At 60.5% G+C, this 15,111-nt stretch carries 13 protein-coding genes; 8 read left to right on the forward strand and 5 right to left on the reverse strand.

What is annotated here, in order from left to right; translation table 11 throughout:
* Nucleotides 1-4 precede the first annotated feature (4 nt).
* The 4 genes from ACDZ94_RS23705 (at nt 5) to ACDZ94_RS23720 (ending at nt 4,084) form a co-directional block, all read left to right on the forward strand.
* Entirely contained in the window at nt 5-1,189 is a 1,185-nt protein-coding gene (locus ACDZ94_RS23705; protein WP_064450791.1) for an alginate O-acetyltransferase, read from the forward strand.
* A gap of 16 nt (nt 1,190-1,205) precedes the next feature.
* Nucleotides 1,206-1,862 carry an alginate O-acetyltransferase AlgF gene (locus ACDZ94_RS23710; protein WP_064450790.1) on the forward strand — a complete coding sequence of 219 codons (657 nt, stop codon included), beginning with the start codon at nt 1,206-1,208 and terminating at the stop codon, nt 1,860-1,862.
* Between the two features lie 173 nt (nt 1,863-2,035).
* A complete protein-coding gene (locus ACDZ94_RS23715) occupies nt 2,036-3,487 on the forward strand; it encodes a mannose-1-phosphate guanylyltransferase/mannose-6-phosphate isomerase (protein ID WP_262667063.1) in 1,452 nt (483 codons plus the stop codon).
* Nucleotides 3,488-3,808: 321 nt separating this feature from the next.
* On the forward strand, nt 3,809-4,084 hold the full coding sequence (locus ACDZ94_RS23720) for a DUF3077 domain-containing protein (RefSeq protein WP_432751607.1): 276 nt from the start codon (nt 3,809-3,811) through the stop codon (nt 4,082-4,084).
* 85 nt (nt 4,085-4,169) lie between these two features.
* On the opposite strand, the gene ACDZ94_RS23725 is transcribed toward ACDZ94_RS23720, so the two are convergent.
* On the reverse strand, nt 4,170-7,520 hold the full coding sequence (locus ACDZ94_RS23725; protein WP_432751608.1) for a hypothetical protein: 3,351 nt from the start codon (nt 7,518-7,520) through the stop codon (nt 4,170-4,172).
* 384 nt (nt 7,521-7,904) lie between these two features.
* On the opposite strand from ACDZ94_RS23725, the gene ACDZ94_RS23730 reads away from it, so the two are divergent.
* Together ACDZ94_RS23730 and ACDZ94_RS23735 are read left to right on the forward strand one after the other, a co-directional pair.
* Complete coding sequence (locus ACDZ94_RS23730; protein ID WP_064450787.1) at nt 7,905-8,369, forward strand: hypothetical protein; 465 nt, start codon at nt 7,905-7,907, stop codon at nt 8,367-8,369.
* A gap of 14 nt (nt 8,370-8,383) precedes the next feature.
* Nucleotides 8,384-9,196 carry an SDR family oxidoreductase gene (locus tag ACDZ94_RS23735; RefSeq protein ID WP_064450786.1) on the forward strand — a complete coding sequence of 271 codons (813 nt, stop codon included), beginning with the start codon at nt 8,384-8,386 and terminating at the stop codon, nt 9,194-9,196.
* On the opposite strand, the gene ACDZ94_RS23740 is transcribed toward ACDZ94_RS23735, so the two are convergent.
* On the reverse strand, nt 9,193-10,050 hold the full coding sequence (locus ACDZ94_RS23740) for a LysR substrate-binding domain-containing protein (RefSeq protein WP_432751609.1): 858 nt from the start codon (nt 10,048-10,050) through the stop codon (nt 9,193-9,195). The two genes, ACDZ94_RS23735 and ACDZ94_RS23740, sit on opposite strands and share 4 nt — an antisense overlap.
* Nucleotides 10,051-10,161: 111 nt before the next feature.
* Here ACDZ94_RS23740 and ACDZ94_RS23745 point away from each other — a divergent pair, with 111 nt between their 5' ends.
* Together ACDZ94_RS23745 and ACDZ94_RS23750 are read left to right on the forward strand one after the other, a co-directional pair.
* Nucleotides 10,162-11,352: an MFS transporter gene (locus ACDZ94_RS23745; protein WP_432751610.1), complete on the forward strand. Its 1,191-nt coding sequence runs from the start codon at nt 10,162-10,164 to the stop codon at nt 11,350-11,352.
* Entirely contained in the window at nt 11,349-11,750 is a 402-nt protein-coding gene (locus ACDZ94_RS23750; RefSeq protein ID WP_064450783.1) for a hypothetical protein, read from the forward strand. Before ACDZ94_RS23745 ends, ACDZ94_RS23750 begins: the two co-directional genes overlap by 4 nt.
* A gap of 118 nt (nt 11,751-11,868) precedes the next feature.
* On the opposite strand, the gene ACDZ94_RS23755 is transcribed toward ACDZ94_RS23750, so the two are convergent.
* The 3 genes from ACDZ94_RS23755 to ACDZ94_RS23765 are packed head-to-tail and all read right to left on the reverse strand — an operon-like array spanning nt 11,869 to nt 15,107.
* On the reverse strand, nt 11,869-12,729 hold the full coding sequence (locus ACDZ94_RS23755) for an efflux RND transporter periplasmic adaptor subunit (protein WP_432751611.1): 861 nt from the start codon (nt 12,727-12,729) through the stop codon (nt 11,869-11,871).
* A gap of 10 nt (nt 12,730-12,739) precedes the next feature.
* Nucleotides 12,740-12,940 carry a DUF1656 domain-containing protein gene (locus tag ACDZ94_RS23760; RefSeq protein WP_053254492.1) on the reverse strand — a complete coding sequence of 67 codons (201 nt, stop codon included), beginning with the start codon at nt 12,938-12,940 and terminating at the stop codon, nt 12,740-12,742.
* Nucleotides 12,930-15,107, reverse strand: a complete 2,178-nt coding sequence (locus ACDZ94_RS23765) for an FUSC family protein (RefSeq protein WP_064450781.1) — start codon at nt 15,105-15,107, stop codon at nt 12,930-12,932. The genes ACDZ94_RS23760 and ACDZ94_RS23765 overlap by 11 nt, the downstream gene beginning before the upstream one ends.
* Between the last annotated feature and the right edge of the window lie 4 nt (nt 15,108-15,111).

Genomic DNA, 15,111 nt, shown 5'->3' on the forward strand with positions numbered 1-15,111 from the left:
GACCATGACCCGTTCATTCCGCGTCCTCTATATCGCGCTGTTCCTGCTGGTGCTGCTGGCCCTGGGCGCCTGGTCGATGCGCAGTTTCTTCGGCTTCAGCACCAATCCCGACGCGACGGTGCTCAATGGTCGCTGGACCAAAGCCGTCGAAACGCATTACGACGACCAGTTCCCGATCAAGCGTATTGGCACCAACCTGTGGGCTGCGCTGGACTACAAGCTGTTCAACGAAGGCCGCCCTGGCGTGGTGCTGGGCCGCGATCACTGGTTGTACAGCGACGAGGAGTTCAACCCCGCCGTCAATGAAGACCAGAACCTGGAGGGCAACTACGCGCTGGTCGAAGGCGTACGCCAGAAGCTCAAAGCCCAAGGCATTCAATTGGTCATGGCGATTGTGCCGGCCAAGGTGCGCCTGTACCCGGAACACCTGGGTGACGTGAAACCGGCGAGCATCCACGCCAACCTGTACCAGGACTTCCACGCCCGCGTGGCTGCCGACAAGATTATCGCCCCGGACCTGCTAGGCCCGCTGCAACAGGCCAAGCTTGGCGGCAAGCAAGTGTTCCTGCGCACCGACACCCACTGGACGCCGGACGGCGCCGAAATCGCCGCCAAACAGCTGGCCAAGGTGATTAGCGAAAAGACGCCGCTCAGCGGTGAACGACAACGCTTTGTGACCGAGGCCGAGAAGACGGAGCCGCACAAAGGCGACCTGCGTCTGTTCCTGCCGCTGGACCCGTTGTTTGAAAACCTGATGCCGCCCAAGGAGCCGCTGCAAAAACGCGTGACGCACCTGGCTGAAAACCAAGGCGACGACGCGCTGTTCAGCAACAGCGAAACCCCAGTGGCACTGGTCGGCACCAGCTACAGCGCCAACCCCAACTGGAACTTCGTCGGCGCGCTCAAGCAAGCCTTGCACAGCGACGTCATCAACTACTCCGAAGACGGCCACGGCCCGATTCTGCCGATGCTCAGCTACCTGAAAAGCGACGACTTCAAGAACAGCCCGCCACAGGTGCTGATCTGGGAATTTCCTGAACGTTATCTGCCCGTCAACAACGAAATCGGTGACGCCGACCCGCAGTGGGTTGCGCAGCTTAAACAAGCCGGTTCGCGCCAACAAAACATGGCACTGAACACCCCAGTTAAACACCAAAAATCCGAGACGCCCGACCGGGCGCAAAACTGAAAGAGAGGTAACTCACATGACTTTCACTACTACTCCGCGTCGTCTCGCCAAGACCCTGGCTATTGCTGCCGGCTTGAGCTTCGTATCGATGTCCGCTTTCGCCGGGGGCGACGCCGCCCTCTACGGCCCAACCGCGCCAAAAGGCTCAAGCTTCGTGCGGGTCTACAACGCCAGTAACCAGGAAGTCAGCGCCACCGTCGGCGCCACCAACCTGAACGACGTTGCACCGCTGGCCAGCAGCGACTTCAGCTTCATGCCGGGCGGCGACTACAGCGCCAAGGTCGGCAGCCAGACCGTGCCGGTCAAACTCGCCGCCGACCACTACTACACCCTGGTTAACAGCGGCAGCGGCCAGCCACAACTGATCGAAGAACCGCCGTTCAAGAACAAGCAGAAATCCCTGGTACGCGTGCAGAACCTCAGCGACAAGGCCCTGACCCTGAAGACCGCCGACGGCAAGACCGACGTGGTCAAGTCGGTGGCCGCCAAAAGCCGTGGCGAGCGCGAAATCAACCCGGTGAAAGTCAGCCTGGCGCTGTATGACGGTGACAAAAAGGTCGGCGACGTGAAGCCGGTAGCCCTGGAGCGCGGTGAAGCGGCGGTGCTGTATGTCACCGGTTCCGGTTCGAGCATCTCGCCAGTCTGGGTAAAACGCCCGGTGTCGACCCGCTGATGATTTCCCTGTGGGAGCCGGGCTTGCCCGCGATGGCATCACCTCGGTGTCACTGACAGACCGAGTCGCCTGCATCGCAGGCAAGCCAGCTCCCACAGAGACCGAGACAAAAACAAGAGTGAAACGACAAACCTTCGTAGCTCTGACCCAAATCGATTCAAGGAGAAACATCCATGATCCCAGTAATCCTTTCCGGTGGTAGCGGCTCACGTCTTTGGCCGCTTTCCCGCAAACAGTTCCCTAAGCAATTCCTGGCCCTGACCGGCGAGCACACGCTGTTCCAGCAAACCCTGGAGCGCCTGGTGTTTGAAGGCATGGACTCCCCAATCGTGGTCTGCAACAAGGACCACCGCTTTATCGTCAACGAGCAACTGAGCACGCGTAAGCTCGAATGCCAGCGCATCCTGATGGAACCGTTCGGGCGCAACACCGCGCCGGCCGTGGCCCTGACCGCGATGATGCTGGTCAACGAAGGCCGCGACGAACTGATGCTGGTGCTGCCGGCCGACCACGTGATCGACGACCAGAAAGCCCTGCAACGTGCGCTGGCCCTGGCTACCGTGGCCGCCGAGCGTGGCGAGATGGTGCTGTTCGGCGTGCCGGCGACCCGTCCGGAAACCGGTTATGGCTACATCAAGTCCACCAACGACTCGCTGCTGCCCGAAGGGGTGAGCCGCGTGCAACAGTTCGTGGAGAAGCCCGACGAAAAACGCGCGATCGAGTTCGTCAAAAGCGGCGGCTACTTCTGGAACAGCGGCATGTTCCTGTTCCGCGCCAGCCGCTTCCTTGAAGAGCTGAAAAAACATGATCCGGACATCTACGACACCTGCGTACTCACCCTGGAACGCAGCGAGCAGGATGCCGACACCGTAACGCTCGACGAAGCCACCTTCGCCTGCTGCCCGGACAATTCCATCGACTACGCCGTGATGGAAAAAACCCAGCGCGCCTGCGTGGTGCCGCTGAGTGCCGGCTGGAGCGACGTAGGTTGCTGGGCCTCGTTATGGGCGGTCAATGACAAAGACGTCAACGGCAACGTCAGCAAAGGCGACGTGGTCATCCAGGACAGCCGCAATTGCATGATCCATGGCAACGGCAAGCTGGTGTCGGTGATCGGCCTGGACAATATCGTGGTGGTGGAAACCAAGGACGCGATGATGATTGCCCACAAGGACAAGGTCCAGGGCGTCAAGCAGATGGTCTCGACCCTCAACGAACAGGGCCGCAGCGAAACCCAGAACCACTGCGAAGTCTATCGGCCGTGGGGCTCCTACGACTCGGTGGACATGGGCGGGCGTTTCCAGGTCAAGCACATCTCGGTCAAGCCGGGGGCGTGCCTGTCGCTGCAAATGCACCACCACCGCGCCGAACACTGGATCGTGGTCAGCGGCACGGCCGAAGTCACCTGTGACGAGAACGTGTTCCTGCTCTGCGAAAACCAGTCCACCTACATTCCCATCGCTTCGGTGCACCGCCTGCGCAACCCGGGCAAGATCCCGTTGGAGATCATCGAGGTGCAATCGGGCAGCTATTTGGGCGAAGACGATATCGAGCGGTTTGAAGATATCTACGGGCGCTCCACGCCGATTGAACGTGGTGTGTCGGTGAAAACTATCGCGCAGTAAAACGGTCGTAGAAGAAGCCCTCGCCCAGCCCATTGCGTCCCCTATCCGCAGTGGGCCGGGTGGGGGCTTTTTGTTTGGGCGTTGTGGTGCCTGTAAAGGCCTCATCGCAGGCAAGCCAGCTCCCACAGGGGAATGCATTCCAACGGATGTACCCGGTCAACTGTGGGAGCTGGCTTGCCTGCGATGGCGCCCGAAAGCACAACCGCCATCATTGACCCTTGCCCCCATCCTGCCTATCCTCGCGCCTGTCACGACGCATTCGTGATGAGGTTTGACGGCCTCGGAAACTCATAGGATCCCATTTTCATCAGGAGATCCATCATGTCCAAAAAAACCACCCGCCCCACCCCGTTCGGCCCTAGCGAGCGCAGTGAAGAACCGTTGTTTTGCGTACAACCCGGCATTCCCATCGAACATGCACTGGAACATGCCAGTTATGTTTTTGGCACTGCGCGCGTGCTCACCCTGGCGGCTCAAGACTTATGCACAGAACACCAGAGCTACCTGAATTGGGCCAGCCTGCAATTGGCCGAAACCGGCTTGGCATTGGTTGAGGCTTCCATCGAAGGCTTGCAGGCGGATTCTTCTGCGCAGTAAGCAAGTCATCGTGAGCAAGCCCCCTCCCGCGGTTGGCCGTATCTCAAAGGCGGTACGCGGTTAAATGCGGGAGGGGCCGTAGAGGCTACGCGGTGAATGGCGTTTGACCGTGGGTAATGATTCGACTCACCTGCTCACCCTCTACTCTGTACTTCAAGGGCAGGGCAAATTTCGTCTCCACATAAAAAATATGCGGGTTATCGGTTTTCATGACCGTCAGCCCCGAGGTATTGACCTCGTAGTAATGCGTCATCTTGTCCAATTGGTTGCCATGTCGACGGCGCCCAAAAATAGTCGTGGAGATCTCTTTGGTTGCCGCATCATCAGGCGCCAGATCCGTGAAGTAATGCCTGGCTCGCCCACCCGGTAACGGCTTGCCATCCACGTTAAGCACCGAGGACTGCAGATGCCAATCGCTGTTAATTGCGGCATGAGACTTTGCCCCGGTGTAATGGTAGAAACGGTTCTCGCCTGTGACGGGCGGATCCATCAGCGCCTTTTCACCCGGGAAAGCTTCAGGCACCTTGGGTCGTTTAAAGGCCGGCTGACTGCCGGATACCCCCACGCCTGCAGATGAACCAGAGCTGCCATGCCCGGCAGGACGTTTTTGCGGCTGAGGCCTGATCCCACTCATGCGTTGCAGTGTTTCGGGCTTGACGCCCCCCAGCATGCTGTTCAGTCGCCATTCGCCGGTGCCCGTTGGCTGCAGGAACATCACCGTTTTCTGGGTGACAGGATCAATAACCCGAACCTGGCCGCCCGCAACTTTATAGTTCCGGCTGATTTCAAATACTCGGCTGGTGGCCGTGCCATCGGTGAAACGAACATAGTGCTGATCACCGACTTGGTAAGTGCCATCCCCTTTTATATTACGGCCCTCAAGCAGGCTATCAGGCAGTGAGTGAGCACTGTAGTCGGGCAGCTGGCGACCGGTGCCGGCGATGTCGGATACCGCGTTCGATACCTTCCCAGAGACGCCAACACTGACAGACTGCTCCTGCAATAGTTGCTTCAGCTCCCTGTAACTACTTTTCAACACGGTCTTCCCGCCCCTTGCCAGTCCCACTGCCAGGTCTCCCAGACCATCGGTGGGGTTCAGGCCACTGGCAACTGAGCGCAAAACACCATCGGACACCTTGAACGCCCGTGTTCCGAGCTTTTCACCCAACTTGCCCAACGCCTTGCTCGCCTGCCCCAGCCCTTTGCCGAATGGAAGGATGAAGCCAAAGATATCCAGCGCAAAGTCCTTGAGGGCCGCGCCGGTATTGCCCTTGACTGCGTTTTCGATGGCATTTTTGAACGGAATCAGTCCGGTCACAAAATCATGCCCGGCCTGGATGCCGACCTCTTCCTTTTCCACCTCGGTCACGTCTTTGGCGCCTGCCTTTATGGCATCGCGATCATGTAACAGGTGGTCGGCGATCACCTTGGCGATCGTGTTGAACCGAGCATTCACGGAAACCGTGGAACTGGCGTCCTGCCCTTGCCTGGGCTCAGGCAAATAAGGTGCGTTGAGCTGCTGAGTCAGCAGCCCCGTCGAAACCTTGCCGGCCTGTGACGGGGTGCCGTTTTCATAGGCCTCATAATCGACCGGAACACTGACCCCTTTAGCCTGAGTCGTGGCGTAGGTTTGAGCGTTGGCCACTCGTGGAGGCGGGTTAGGCAGATACCGGGGCAGGTCGTCGCGACGGCGGATGACGCCTTGCAAGGGGAACACTTCGTAGTACACATGGCGCAGGTTTTTATCGTCCCGGTCACTGCCGTTTTTGTCGATTTTGGTCAGCACCCGCATCAACAATCCGTAACGCGCCTTGGCCGCTTGTGCCTGCTCCGGGGTCTGCGCCCCCTCAGCCTGCGCAACACTGGCTTTGCGTAGAGAAAAAAACTCGACCTTACCCGACGCAATGGTGTGTTTGTCTTGCGCAGACAGCTGCAATAGTTGGTGTCTGGAGGTGGTTGTCACGCCCTCCTTCAAGTTGTTGAAGTAGCTATCGAACTGGCTGTCGAATGTCTGGTTAACATCAGGAAGCGGCTTGACCCGGGGGAAACGGTTACCTAATTGAAAATCGTACCGCTCCCCTCTTGGGATACGGTCCATCTTTCCAGACATGTAGATATCCAGTAACGAGTGGTGCTGGCTTTCGCTGGCATCGATGTTGGCAATGCTGATATTACGCACATCAAATGGGTGATCGGCGCCGTAGGCAGCCTTCAGGTTTTCAAGTGCGATGTTCTTGCGGACAGGCATGGCAGCGCTTATCTGCTCCTGGGCTTTTTTCAGTGAGGAGAGCGCCTCATTGAAAGCGTCGCGTAACCCGGCCACGTCTTCCGACGTATAGGCTTCATCGTCCTTTCCTGCAATTTTGTCCTGGGCAACGCCCCACTGAATCAACGCATTGGACTGAGCCTTGGCCTCGACAACCACCTCGGCCTCCGAGACTGGACTGTGGTTGGCCAGCCCCATGAACGTTTGAAAATCGGTGTATGTCGCGATGCCCGGCGCCCAAAACTCTTGCGCCTGCACAACCGCCGACAGCTTGGCAAAAGCCGCCGACTTGACCACTAGGTTGCTGGGCATATCTTCGGCAATGAAGGCAGGGTCAGCGCCTGCAAGCAACAAGCGCGCGGCGGCCGATGCCAGCTCGGCAGGTACCTTGCCCTGGTCCACCAGATGTTTCTCCAGGCGCGAGACCACCACCGAAGGATGGACGTCCCGATTGGCTGGCTGGTAAAGGTCATACCCGGCCACGACGCCACGCTTGCTGCCGGCCTGTGGATCCAGCGCCAGCACCATTGCCGCCAACGCCCAATTTGCATCTCTGCTGGTCAGTGACGCGTCACTGTTGAAGGCCGTTTCCAGCGCTTGGCCCAAGTGTCTGATCTGAGCACTGCCCAGCATGCTTTCAAGCATCTGCGCGGCGCTCATGCCTTGAAGCGAAGCCCCATGCGTCTCATAAAAAGCAGCGAAGATACCTTTGCCAGGCGACAACTTGGCCATTTCAGCGGTCGCCATTTCGCTTAGCCGGGTGCGCTGGCCACTGTCCAATGTGGCGGGCTGGGATAACAGCCCCCAGTAATTGCCGTGCTCAACCGGCTCGGGCAGCGGCTCCTTGCACACGGCGATGAGGTTGGCCAGTTGCCCGAGGTCCTTGGGGACCAGCAATTGATTTTCCCGCAGGAACCACGCCAGCGGCACATCCTCGCCCGGCGCGATTTTATAGGCGCGCCCAAAGGTTGAAACGTAATGAGCGGAAAACGTCTTCGCTTCGAGCAACGCTGCAACATCCAGACTCGGATCCTCGGCGATGGCCGCCTGAATATCTTCCAACGCCACCGTCAGGCAATAATTGTTATGAATGTTCCCTGCCAATTCTTGGCGCTGACTGAGCGTCAGCGCCGAAGGCTTAGAGGTGTCGCGGGCCGGAGGGTTTTCCAATGGGGCTCTGCGCAACCGAGGCAACGTGGGCGTTTGGGGAGCCGAAGGCGCTTGTGACGTTTCATAGCCCACCGCCGCCGCAGGTGGTTCAACCGGCAATGAAGAGGGTGGCGTTATAGCCAAAAGCGGTTGCAGATTGCCTGGACTGAGGGGGAGGTTAATCATCGACTCTTTCTCACATAAAAGGACTGGAAATAGGACCTGTTGAAGCGCTCTGTTCCGACAGGCTTCGGTACTTCCTGAGTGTCGATTCGTACAAAAACCGCTAAAAAAACTTGTTTGATCATGTGTTCAATGCAGCGCACATACCCTGTCTGTGCCCGCAGATAGTCAACCCAGCCCAGCCACAGGTACGATGGTCTATCCCTTCGCGAGGTCATCATCATGTTCTTCGGCGTTCTACTGATCATCACCTGGCTGATCCTGCTCCTGCGCTACCCCGCCAAGGCGTTGCCGGTGTCGCTGGCCGCTGCCGTCGGCCTGGGCTTTGTGGCCATTTGGGTGGTGTGGCTGGACAACCGCGAAGCCTCGCAACTGTCGCGCCTGGAATTGCGCATCAGCTATGCACCACAGGAATGCCCGGCCGACCGCCCCTTGAAACTGGTGCTGAACAACGGCAACGACGTGCCCCTCACCGAGCTGCGCTGGCGGCTCGCCGCTTATGCACCGGGCGATACCGTCAACCTGGCCGACAACGTCTATGCGGCGCCACGTTATCGCGGCCCCGGCGAACTGCAGGCCGGCGCTACCTGGGACGATTGCCTGCCCACACCTCCATTGCGCCCTGGCTACCGCCCGCAAACCCTGGAATTTCGCGCCGAGCACCTGCAAGGCAGCTTCTCGGACTGACAAAGGACTGATCCATGCCCAACGTACTCATCACCGGTTGCTCCAGCGGCATCGGCCGCGCCCTGGCCGACGCGTTCAAATCTGCAGGCTTTGAGGTCTGGGCCAGTGCCCGCCGCGAGGCAGACGTCGCCGCCCTCGCTGCAGCCGGCTTCAACACGGTACAACTGGACGTCAACGACAACGCCGCCTTGCAGCACCTCGCCGAACAGTGGGGCGAGCTGGATGTGTTGATCAACAACGCCGGCTACGGCGCCATGGGCCCGCTGCTCGACGGCGGCACCGCAGCGATGCAACGCCAGTTCGAGACCAACGTGTTTTCCATCGTCGGCGTGACCCAGGCGCTGTTCCCCGCGCTGCGTCGCGGTAAAGGCCTGGTGGTCAATATCGGCAGCGTTTCCGGGGTGCTGGTTACACCGTTTGCCGGGGCGTACTGCGCGTCGAAAGCCGCGGTGCATGCCCTGAGCGATGCATTGCGCATGGAACTGGCACCATTTGGTGTAAGGGTCATGGAAGTACAGCCGGGGGCTATCGACACGAGCTTTGCGAAAAATGCAGGCGCCCAGGCCGAACTGTTGATCAACGAGAAATCGCCGTGGTGGCCGTTGCGCGACGGTATTCGTGCGCGCACCCAGGCCTCGCAAGACAACCCGACCTCAGCCGAGCACTTTGCCGCTCAAGTGCTGAAAGCGGTGCAGCAGTCAAAACCGCCACGGTTGTTGCGCGCGGGCAATGGCAGCCGGGCGTTGCCGTTGATGGCGGCGTTGTTGCCCAAGGCGTTGCTGGAGGCGGTGTTGAAAAAGCGCTTCGGCCTGACGGGTTCACTCTAACCTTTCATAAAATCAATAAACGCCCGCACCTTCAACGGCAAATGCCGGGTATCCGGGTACATCGCATAAACCCCTTGTGGGGCGAAGCGATGGTCGGCCAATAACCGCACCAGCCGCCCCGCCTCCAGATCCTCCTGCACCAGCCATTGCGGCAGTACTGCCACGCCGTGTCCACGCACGGCGAACGCCTGGAGGACGGCAGCACTGTCGGCCACCAGCGCCGTTTGACCGGCGCGGTATTGATGCGCGGCACCTGCCGGGTCGGTCACGCTCAGTTCCGTCAAACGGCCATGGCCCAACCTGGGCACACGTTCCAACTCATCCAACGTCTGAACGCCGGCAAACCCGGGAGCGGCCACCGCAAATACTTCGAACGTCGACAGCTGCACCGCGCGGTGGGTGGAGTCCAGCAGGCGGCCCAACCGAATCGCCACGTCAAAGCGTTCCGAGATCAAATCGGCATGGGTGGAGGATGTGGATAAGTGAATGTTCAGGTCCGGGTGCGCGCGGCGAAAGGCTTCCACCGCCGGGGCGACTACCGCCAGCGCATATTCCACGGTGGTGGTGATGCGCAACGTGCCTTTGAGCTGGGCATGTTCGGAGCGCGCCTCTTCCACCGCCAGACGCGCTTCTTCAAGCATGCGCGTGCAACGCAAGTAGAAGCGTTCGCCGGCATCGGTCAGTGCCAGTTGGCGGGTGTTGCGGGTCAGCAGGGTCACGCCCAATTCTGCTTCCAGGCGCTTGAGGTTAAAGCTGACCACGGCACGGGTCTGGCCCAACAGGTCCGCCGCCGCGGTCAGCGAGCCGGCCTCGACCACGGCCTTGAAGGTGTCGAAACGGTCCAGGCTGACCATCGGCCACGCCCTCCTTTGTCAAAATATTTTTGACAAACTAACAGGCAAACCGGCGTATCCCAAACCCTGCATCGCGCCTACCCTGCCCGCTTCACTCGCAGGATCGCGTTCATGACCTACCGCTCGAAAGTCGCCTGGATCTTTTTACTGGGCTTCGCCCTGGACTTGGTGAACATGTTTGTCGCCACAGTCGCCTACCCGGATATCGCCCGCGAACTGCACGCCTCGGTCACGCAATTGGCGTGGATCAGCAACGCATACATGCTCGGGCTGACCGTGATTATTCCCTTGAGCGTCTGGCTGGCGGCGATCCTGGGCGAGCGAACACTGATCGCCGTGAGCCTGCTGGTGTTTGCCGGCGCGTCGGTAATGGTCGGCCAGGCCGGCTCCATCGAAACACTGATTGGCTGGCGTGCGTTGCAAGGGCTGGGCGGCGGCTTGCTGATTCCCGTGGGCCAGGCCATGGCTTATCGGCACTTTCCACCGGCAGAACGCAGCCAACTGACGGCACGCGTGATGTCGGTCGCCCTGCTGGTTCCGGCGCTGTCACCGGCGTTGGGTGGGTTGATTGTCGACACCATGGCCTGGCGCTGGATCTTTTACGCCAACCTGCCACTGGCACTGATGACCCTGCTGCTGGCGTTGCTGTGGATAAAACCTGATAGCCCGACAACCGTTCGACCGGGCCTGGAGCTGGGCAGCATTTTCAAACAAATCCGCAGCCCGCTGTTGCGGGTGGCGATGCTGATCTATCTGTTCATCCCGGGCGTATTCATCGGCACCTGCCTGATCGCCATCCTCTACCTGCGCGGCCTGGGCTATGACGCGACACACACCGGCGCACTGATGTTGCCGTGGGCGCTGGCCTCGGCGCTGGCGATTTTCCTCAGCAAAAAGCTGTTCAACCGCTGCGGCCCGAAACCGTTGCTGCTGGCGGGCATGGTGTTGCAATGCATCGGAATCCTCCTGCTGACCAAACCCGAGCCCGCCGTGATTATTGCGGCCTACGCCTTGATGGGCCTGGGTGGCAGCCTGTGCAGCAGCACCGCGCAGACGCTGGCGTTTCTCGACATTCCCGATACACACATGGGCCACGCCAGCGCCCTGTGGAATATCAATCGGCAAGTGAGTTTCTGCCTCGGCGCCGCCGCACTCAGTGCGTTGTTGTCGGCCTTGGATTCCTTCGCCATAACCTTCACGATAGCGGCAGCCCTGACACTGCTGCCCCTCTTGGCAGTGTTGCGCCTGGATGCGTCCAGAGTCAGCACACTGCTTCACCCTGCCAGCGAGCCACAGCCATGATTGATTACCGCGATTTTTTTGAGGAAGTGACCCAGACCCACGTCGAGATCGAACAGTGGTTTGCCGGGGTTGCGCCAGAAGGCACGTTGCAGAGTTTGCTGGCGCGCTTCTCGCCTGAATTCAGCATGGTTGCCCCCGCCACCGGCGCGAGGGTAAATGCAGCCGGATTGAATGCCTTGTTCACGCGCCTGGGCGGCATGCGCCCGGGGCTGAAAATCACCTTGAGTGAAATGGTCGGGATTGACCGGCATGCGCGCGGTGCCATCGTGACCTATCGCGAACATCAGGTTGACGACAGCGGCACCCAGACCGATCGACGCGCCACCGTGGTGTTCGAAAAGCAGGCCAGCGGCGCGCTGCTGTGGCGCCACCTGCATGAAACCTTCATCAAGGCCTGACGCGCTCAAAACGGTGGGAGCTGGCTTGCCTGCGATAGCGGTGGGTCAGTTGCACATCTTTCTACTGACAGTGCGCTATCGCAGGCAAGCCAGCTCCCACACAAGCCCGCTCCACCTTTCAGTGTTGTGCTGGGTCAACGATAACGGTGCAGGTGATACCCGCCGCCAGCAACAGGCCGTCCGGCACTTCATCAATGTGAATCCGCACCGGCACCCGCTGGGCCAGGCGCACCCAGTTGAAGGTCGGGTTCACATCCGCCACCAGCTCGCGGCTCTCGGGGTTGTCGCGGTCGTAGATGCCGCGCGAGATGCTTTCCACATGGCCCTTGAGCGTCTCGCCGCTCATCAGTTGCATATCGGCCTTGTCGCCGACTTTGACGTGGGGCAGCTTGGTTTCTTCGAAGAAGCCATACACCCAGAACGAGTTCATATCGACCACAGCCATCTTCGCTTCACCGATGCGCGCGTAGTCGCCACGGTGCACGTTGAGGTTAGTGACGTAGCCGTCCACCGCCGCCACGACTTGCGTTCGCTTCAAGTTAAGTTCAGCGGCTTCCAGCTGCGCCAGCGCGTGTTGATAGTCGGCCAGGGCGGAGTCAGCAATGTTGCTGGCGTCGTCGCGGTTTTCCCTGGAGATCACCAACGCGTCGAGGTCAGCGCGGCGGTGGGCGTTGACCTTGCGCATTTCCCAGGTGGCTTTACGGGACGCTACCAGGGACTGGGCTTGCTTGACCGCAATGCGGTAGTGCTCGGGGTCGATCTGCATCAGCAGGTCGCCCTTTTTCACCAACTGGTTGTCCCGCACCGGCACGTCGACCACTTCCCCGGTAACGTCGGCGGCGACGTTGATGATGTCGGCGCGCACGCGGCCATCGCGGGTCCAAGGCGTTTCCATGTAGTGCACCCACAATGTGCGGCCAATCCAGATCGCCAAAGCCAGTACCAGCAAGGTCGCAAGCAGGCTGAAAAACTTTTTCATCGGGGCATTCTCAACGGTAGACGGTCAGCGCCAGCGCGCCGAACAGGCAAACGAACAGGCTCAGGCGCAGCAACGCCGGGTGCCAGAAAAAACGGTACAGGTCGAACCCGGCCAGGAAGCGATCCAGGGCCCAGGCAAGCGCGGCCGCGATCAAGAACATCAGGGTCATGGTCGGCATGTAGAGGCCGTGAAAGGCTATTTCACGCGGCATGTGGAGATCCTTTGAGGGCAGCCAGCGGCGATTGCGGGTCAAGCAACGAGGTGCGAATAAAGTGCAGGTAGCTTTTCACCCGGCGCAGGGCCGAGGTGTCGAAGTGCGGGGCGAAAGGTTCGTCGGTGGCCTGCACGCGGCTGATCGCATGGTCGACGGCAATTAGCCCGCGCTCCAGGTTGCTCGCGCTGGGCTGCAGGAACAGCCGCACCAGCGAGCGGCCCATCACGCGGATTGCCTGGCGCCATGGCTGGGATTCGGCATAGGCCGGGTGCACCGGCAAAATCGCCTGCTCCTTACGCAGTTCGATGATCGCGTGGCCGACTTCCAGCACCACGAACATCCAGCGCAGCAGGTCGCGCTGCACTTGCGGCTGGCCGACGGCGAGGCCGTAAGCCTGGTGCAGCAGGTCGCGGGTGCGGCTTTCGAAACTCGACGCCAGGCCCTTGAGCTTGCCACTGATCGCATACACCACTTGCTCACGCAGGTCCTGCTCGAGGCGGCGCCACAGCCAACGGCTGTTGGGCGGCAGGATTATCGCCCCCGCCGCCGCGCACACCAGCATGCCGATGACCATGGCGATGTAGTCGTTGATAAAGGTGTAGGGGTTGTAGACCGTGAGGTTGTCCGGCACCGAGCCGGTGCTGAAGAAAATCAGCAGGCCCACACCGACGCCCGCATATTTTGGCCGTGAGGCGAGGAAGGCGCCGAAGATGATCACCGGCGCAAGCATCACGCACAGCAGCGGGAAACCGTCGATCCAGGGGAACACGAAGAACATTTCGACGAAGCCCACCAATGCGCCGATCAAGGTGCCGCAGGCCATCTGGAACGCCATGCGTTTGGGGTTGGGCGTGGCGGCGGACAGGCCAACGGTGGCGGCGGCGATCAGGGTCATGGTCGCGCCACTCGGCCAGGCGGTGGCCACCCAGTAGCTGCCGAGCACGATCAGGATGAACGACGCGCGAATCCCTGAAGCGGCGCAGGCCAGCCAGTTGGTTTTGGGGATAAAGGTTTCATCCCACTGCTCGCGTGCATGGCTGTGATCAGCCAGGGAGGCGTGGGTCTGCGCGTAGTTGTGCAGGTCGTCGACGAAGCGGTACAGCAGCTCGTAGGCCGTATGAAAATCCAGCTGCTCGGCTTCGCTCGGGTTGCCTTCCTGGAAGGTGGCACGCAGGCTGCGCACTTTGGCGGGCAGGCCGTCCTTGTAGGCGCTCAGTTGGTTGACCAGGCGCGCGGCGTCGGGGCTGGTGAGGGCACGGCCGGAGAAGCCGTCGAGCACTTCGGCAAGGTCCTGCAGGCCGGGCTTGATCGCCGCGACCACATGATCGGCTTCAACCGTGCGCAGCCGTTCCAACAGCTGGTGCAGCGCATTGAAACGCGTAGTAATGCTCATGAACTCGCTGTTGAGGCGACTGAGCCGACCGTTGCGCCGACGCATATGCGGGTCTTCAAACACGGTGACGCTGCGCAAGCCTTCCAGGCCCACGGCTTCGGCGATAAAGCGCACGTTGCTGGCCTCAAAACCTTCGCGCTGGCTGCGCCCACGCAGGCCGTCGGTGACGAACAGCGCGAACACGCCAAAGCGCTGATACAGGGCGTTGCGCATGGCCGCGCTGCTGGTCTGCGGCAGGATCGCGGCGCTGACCAGCGTGGAACAGAGAATCCCCAGGGAAATTTCCAGCACCCGCCACACCGCCGCCATGAACGCGCCGTCCGGGTGCGCCAGGGCGGGCAAACCCACCATCGCCGCCGTGTAGCCGGCCAGCACAAAACCATAGGCGCGGAAGTTGCGGTTACGCGTTGCGCCAGCGGTGCAAATGCCGACCCAGATCGCCAGCGCGCCGAGGAACAATTCGGTGTTCTGTGCAAACAAGGCAATCAAAAAGACCATCACCGCCGAACCCGCCAGGGTGCCGAGGAAGCGGTAAAAGCTCTTGGCGAACACCTGGCCGCTCTGCGGTTGCATCACGATAAACACGGTGATCATCGCGGTACGCGGTTGCGGCAGCTCCAGGCGCATGGCCAACCACAGCGTGAGGAACGCAGCGATCAGCACCTTGAAGATATAGACCCAGGTCACGCCATCACTGCGTGCCCAGTCGAAAAAACCACGGCGCCACTCAAGGGAGTGCAACCAGCGCAGCGGTGCAGGCAAGGAAGTCATGAAC

It is taken from the genome of Pseudomonas sp. UBT (genome assembly GCF_050915955.1).
In the GTDB taxonomy this organism is placed as follows: domain Bacteria; phylum Pseudomonadota; class Gammaproteobacteria; order Pseudomonadales; family Pseudomonadaceae; genus Aquipseudomonas; species Aquipseudomonas antarctica_A.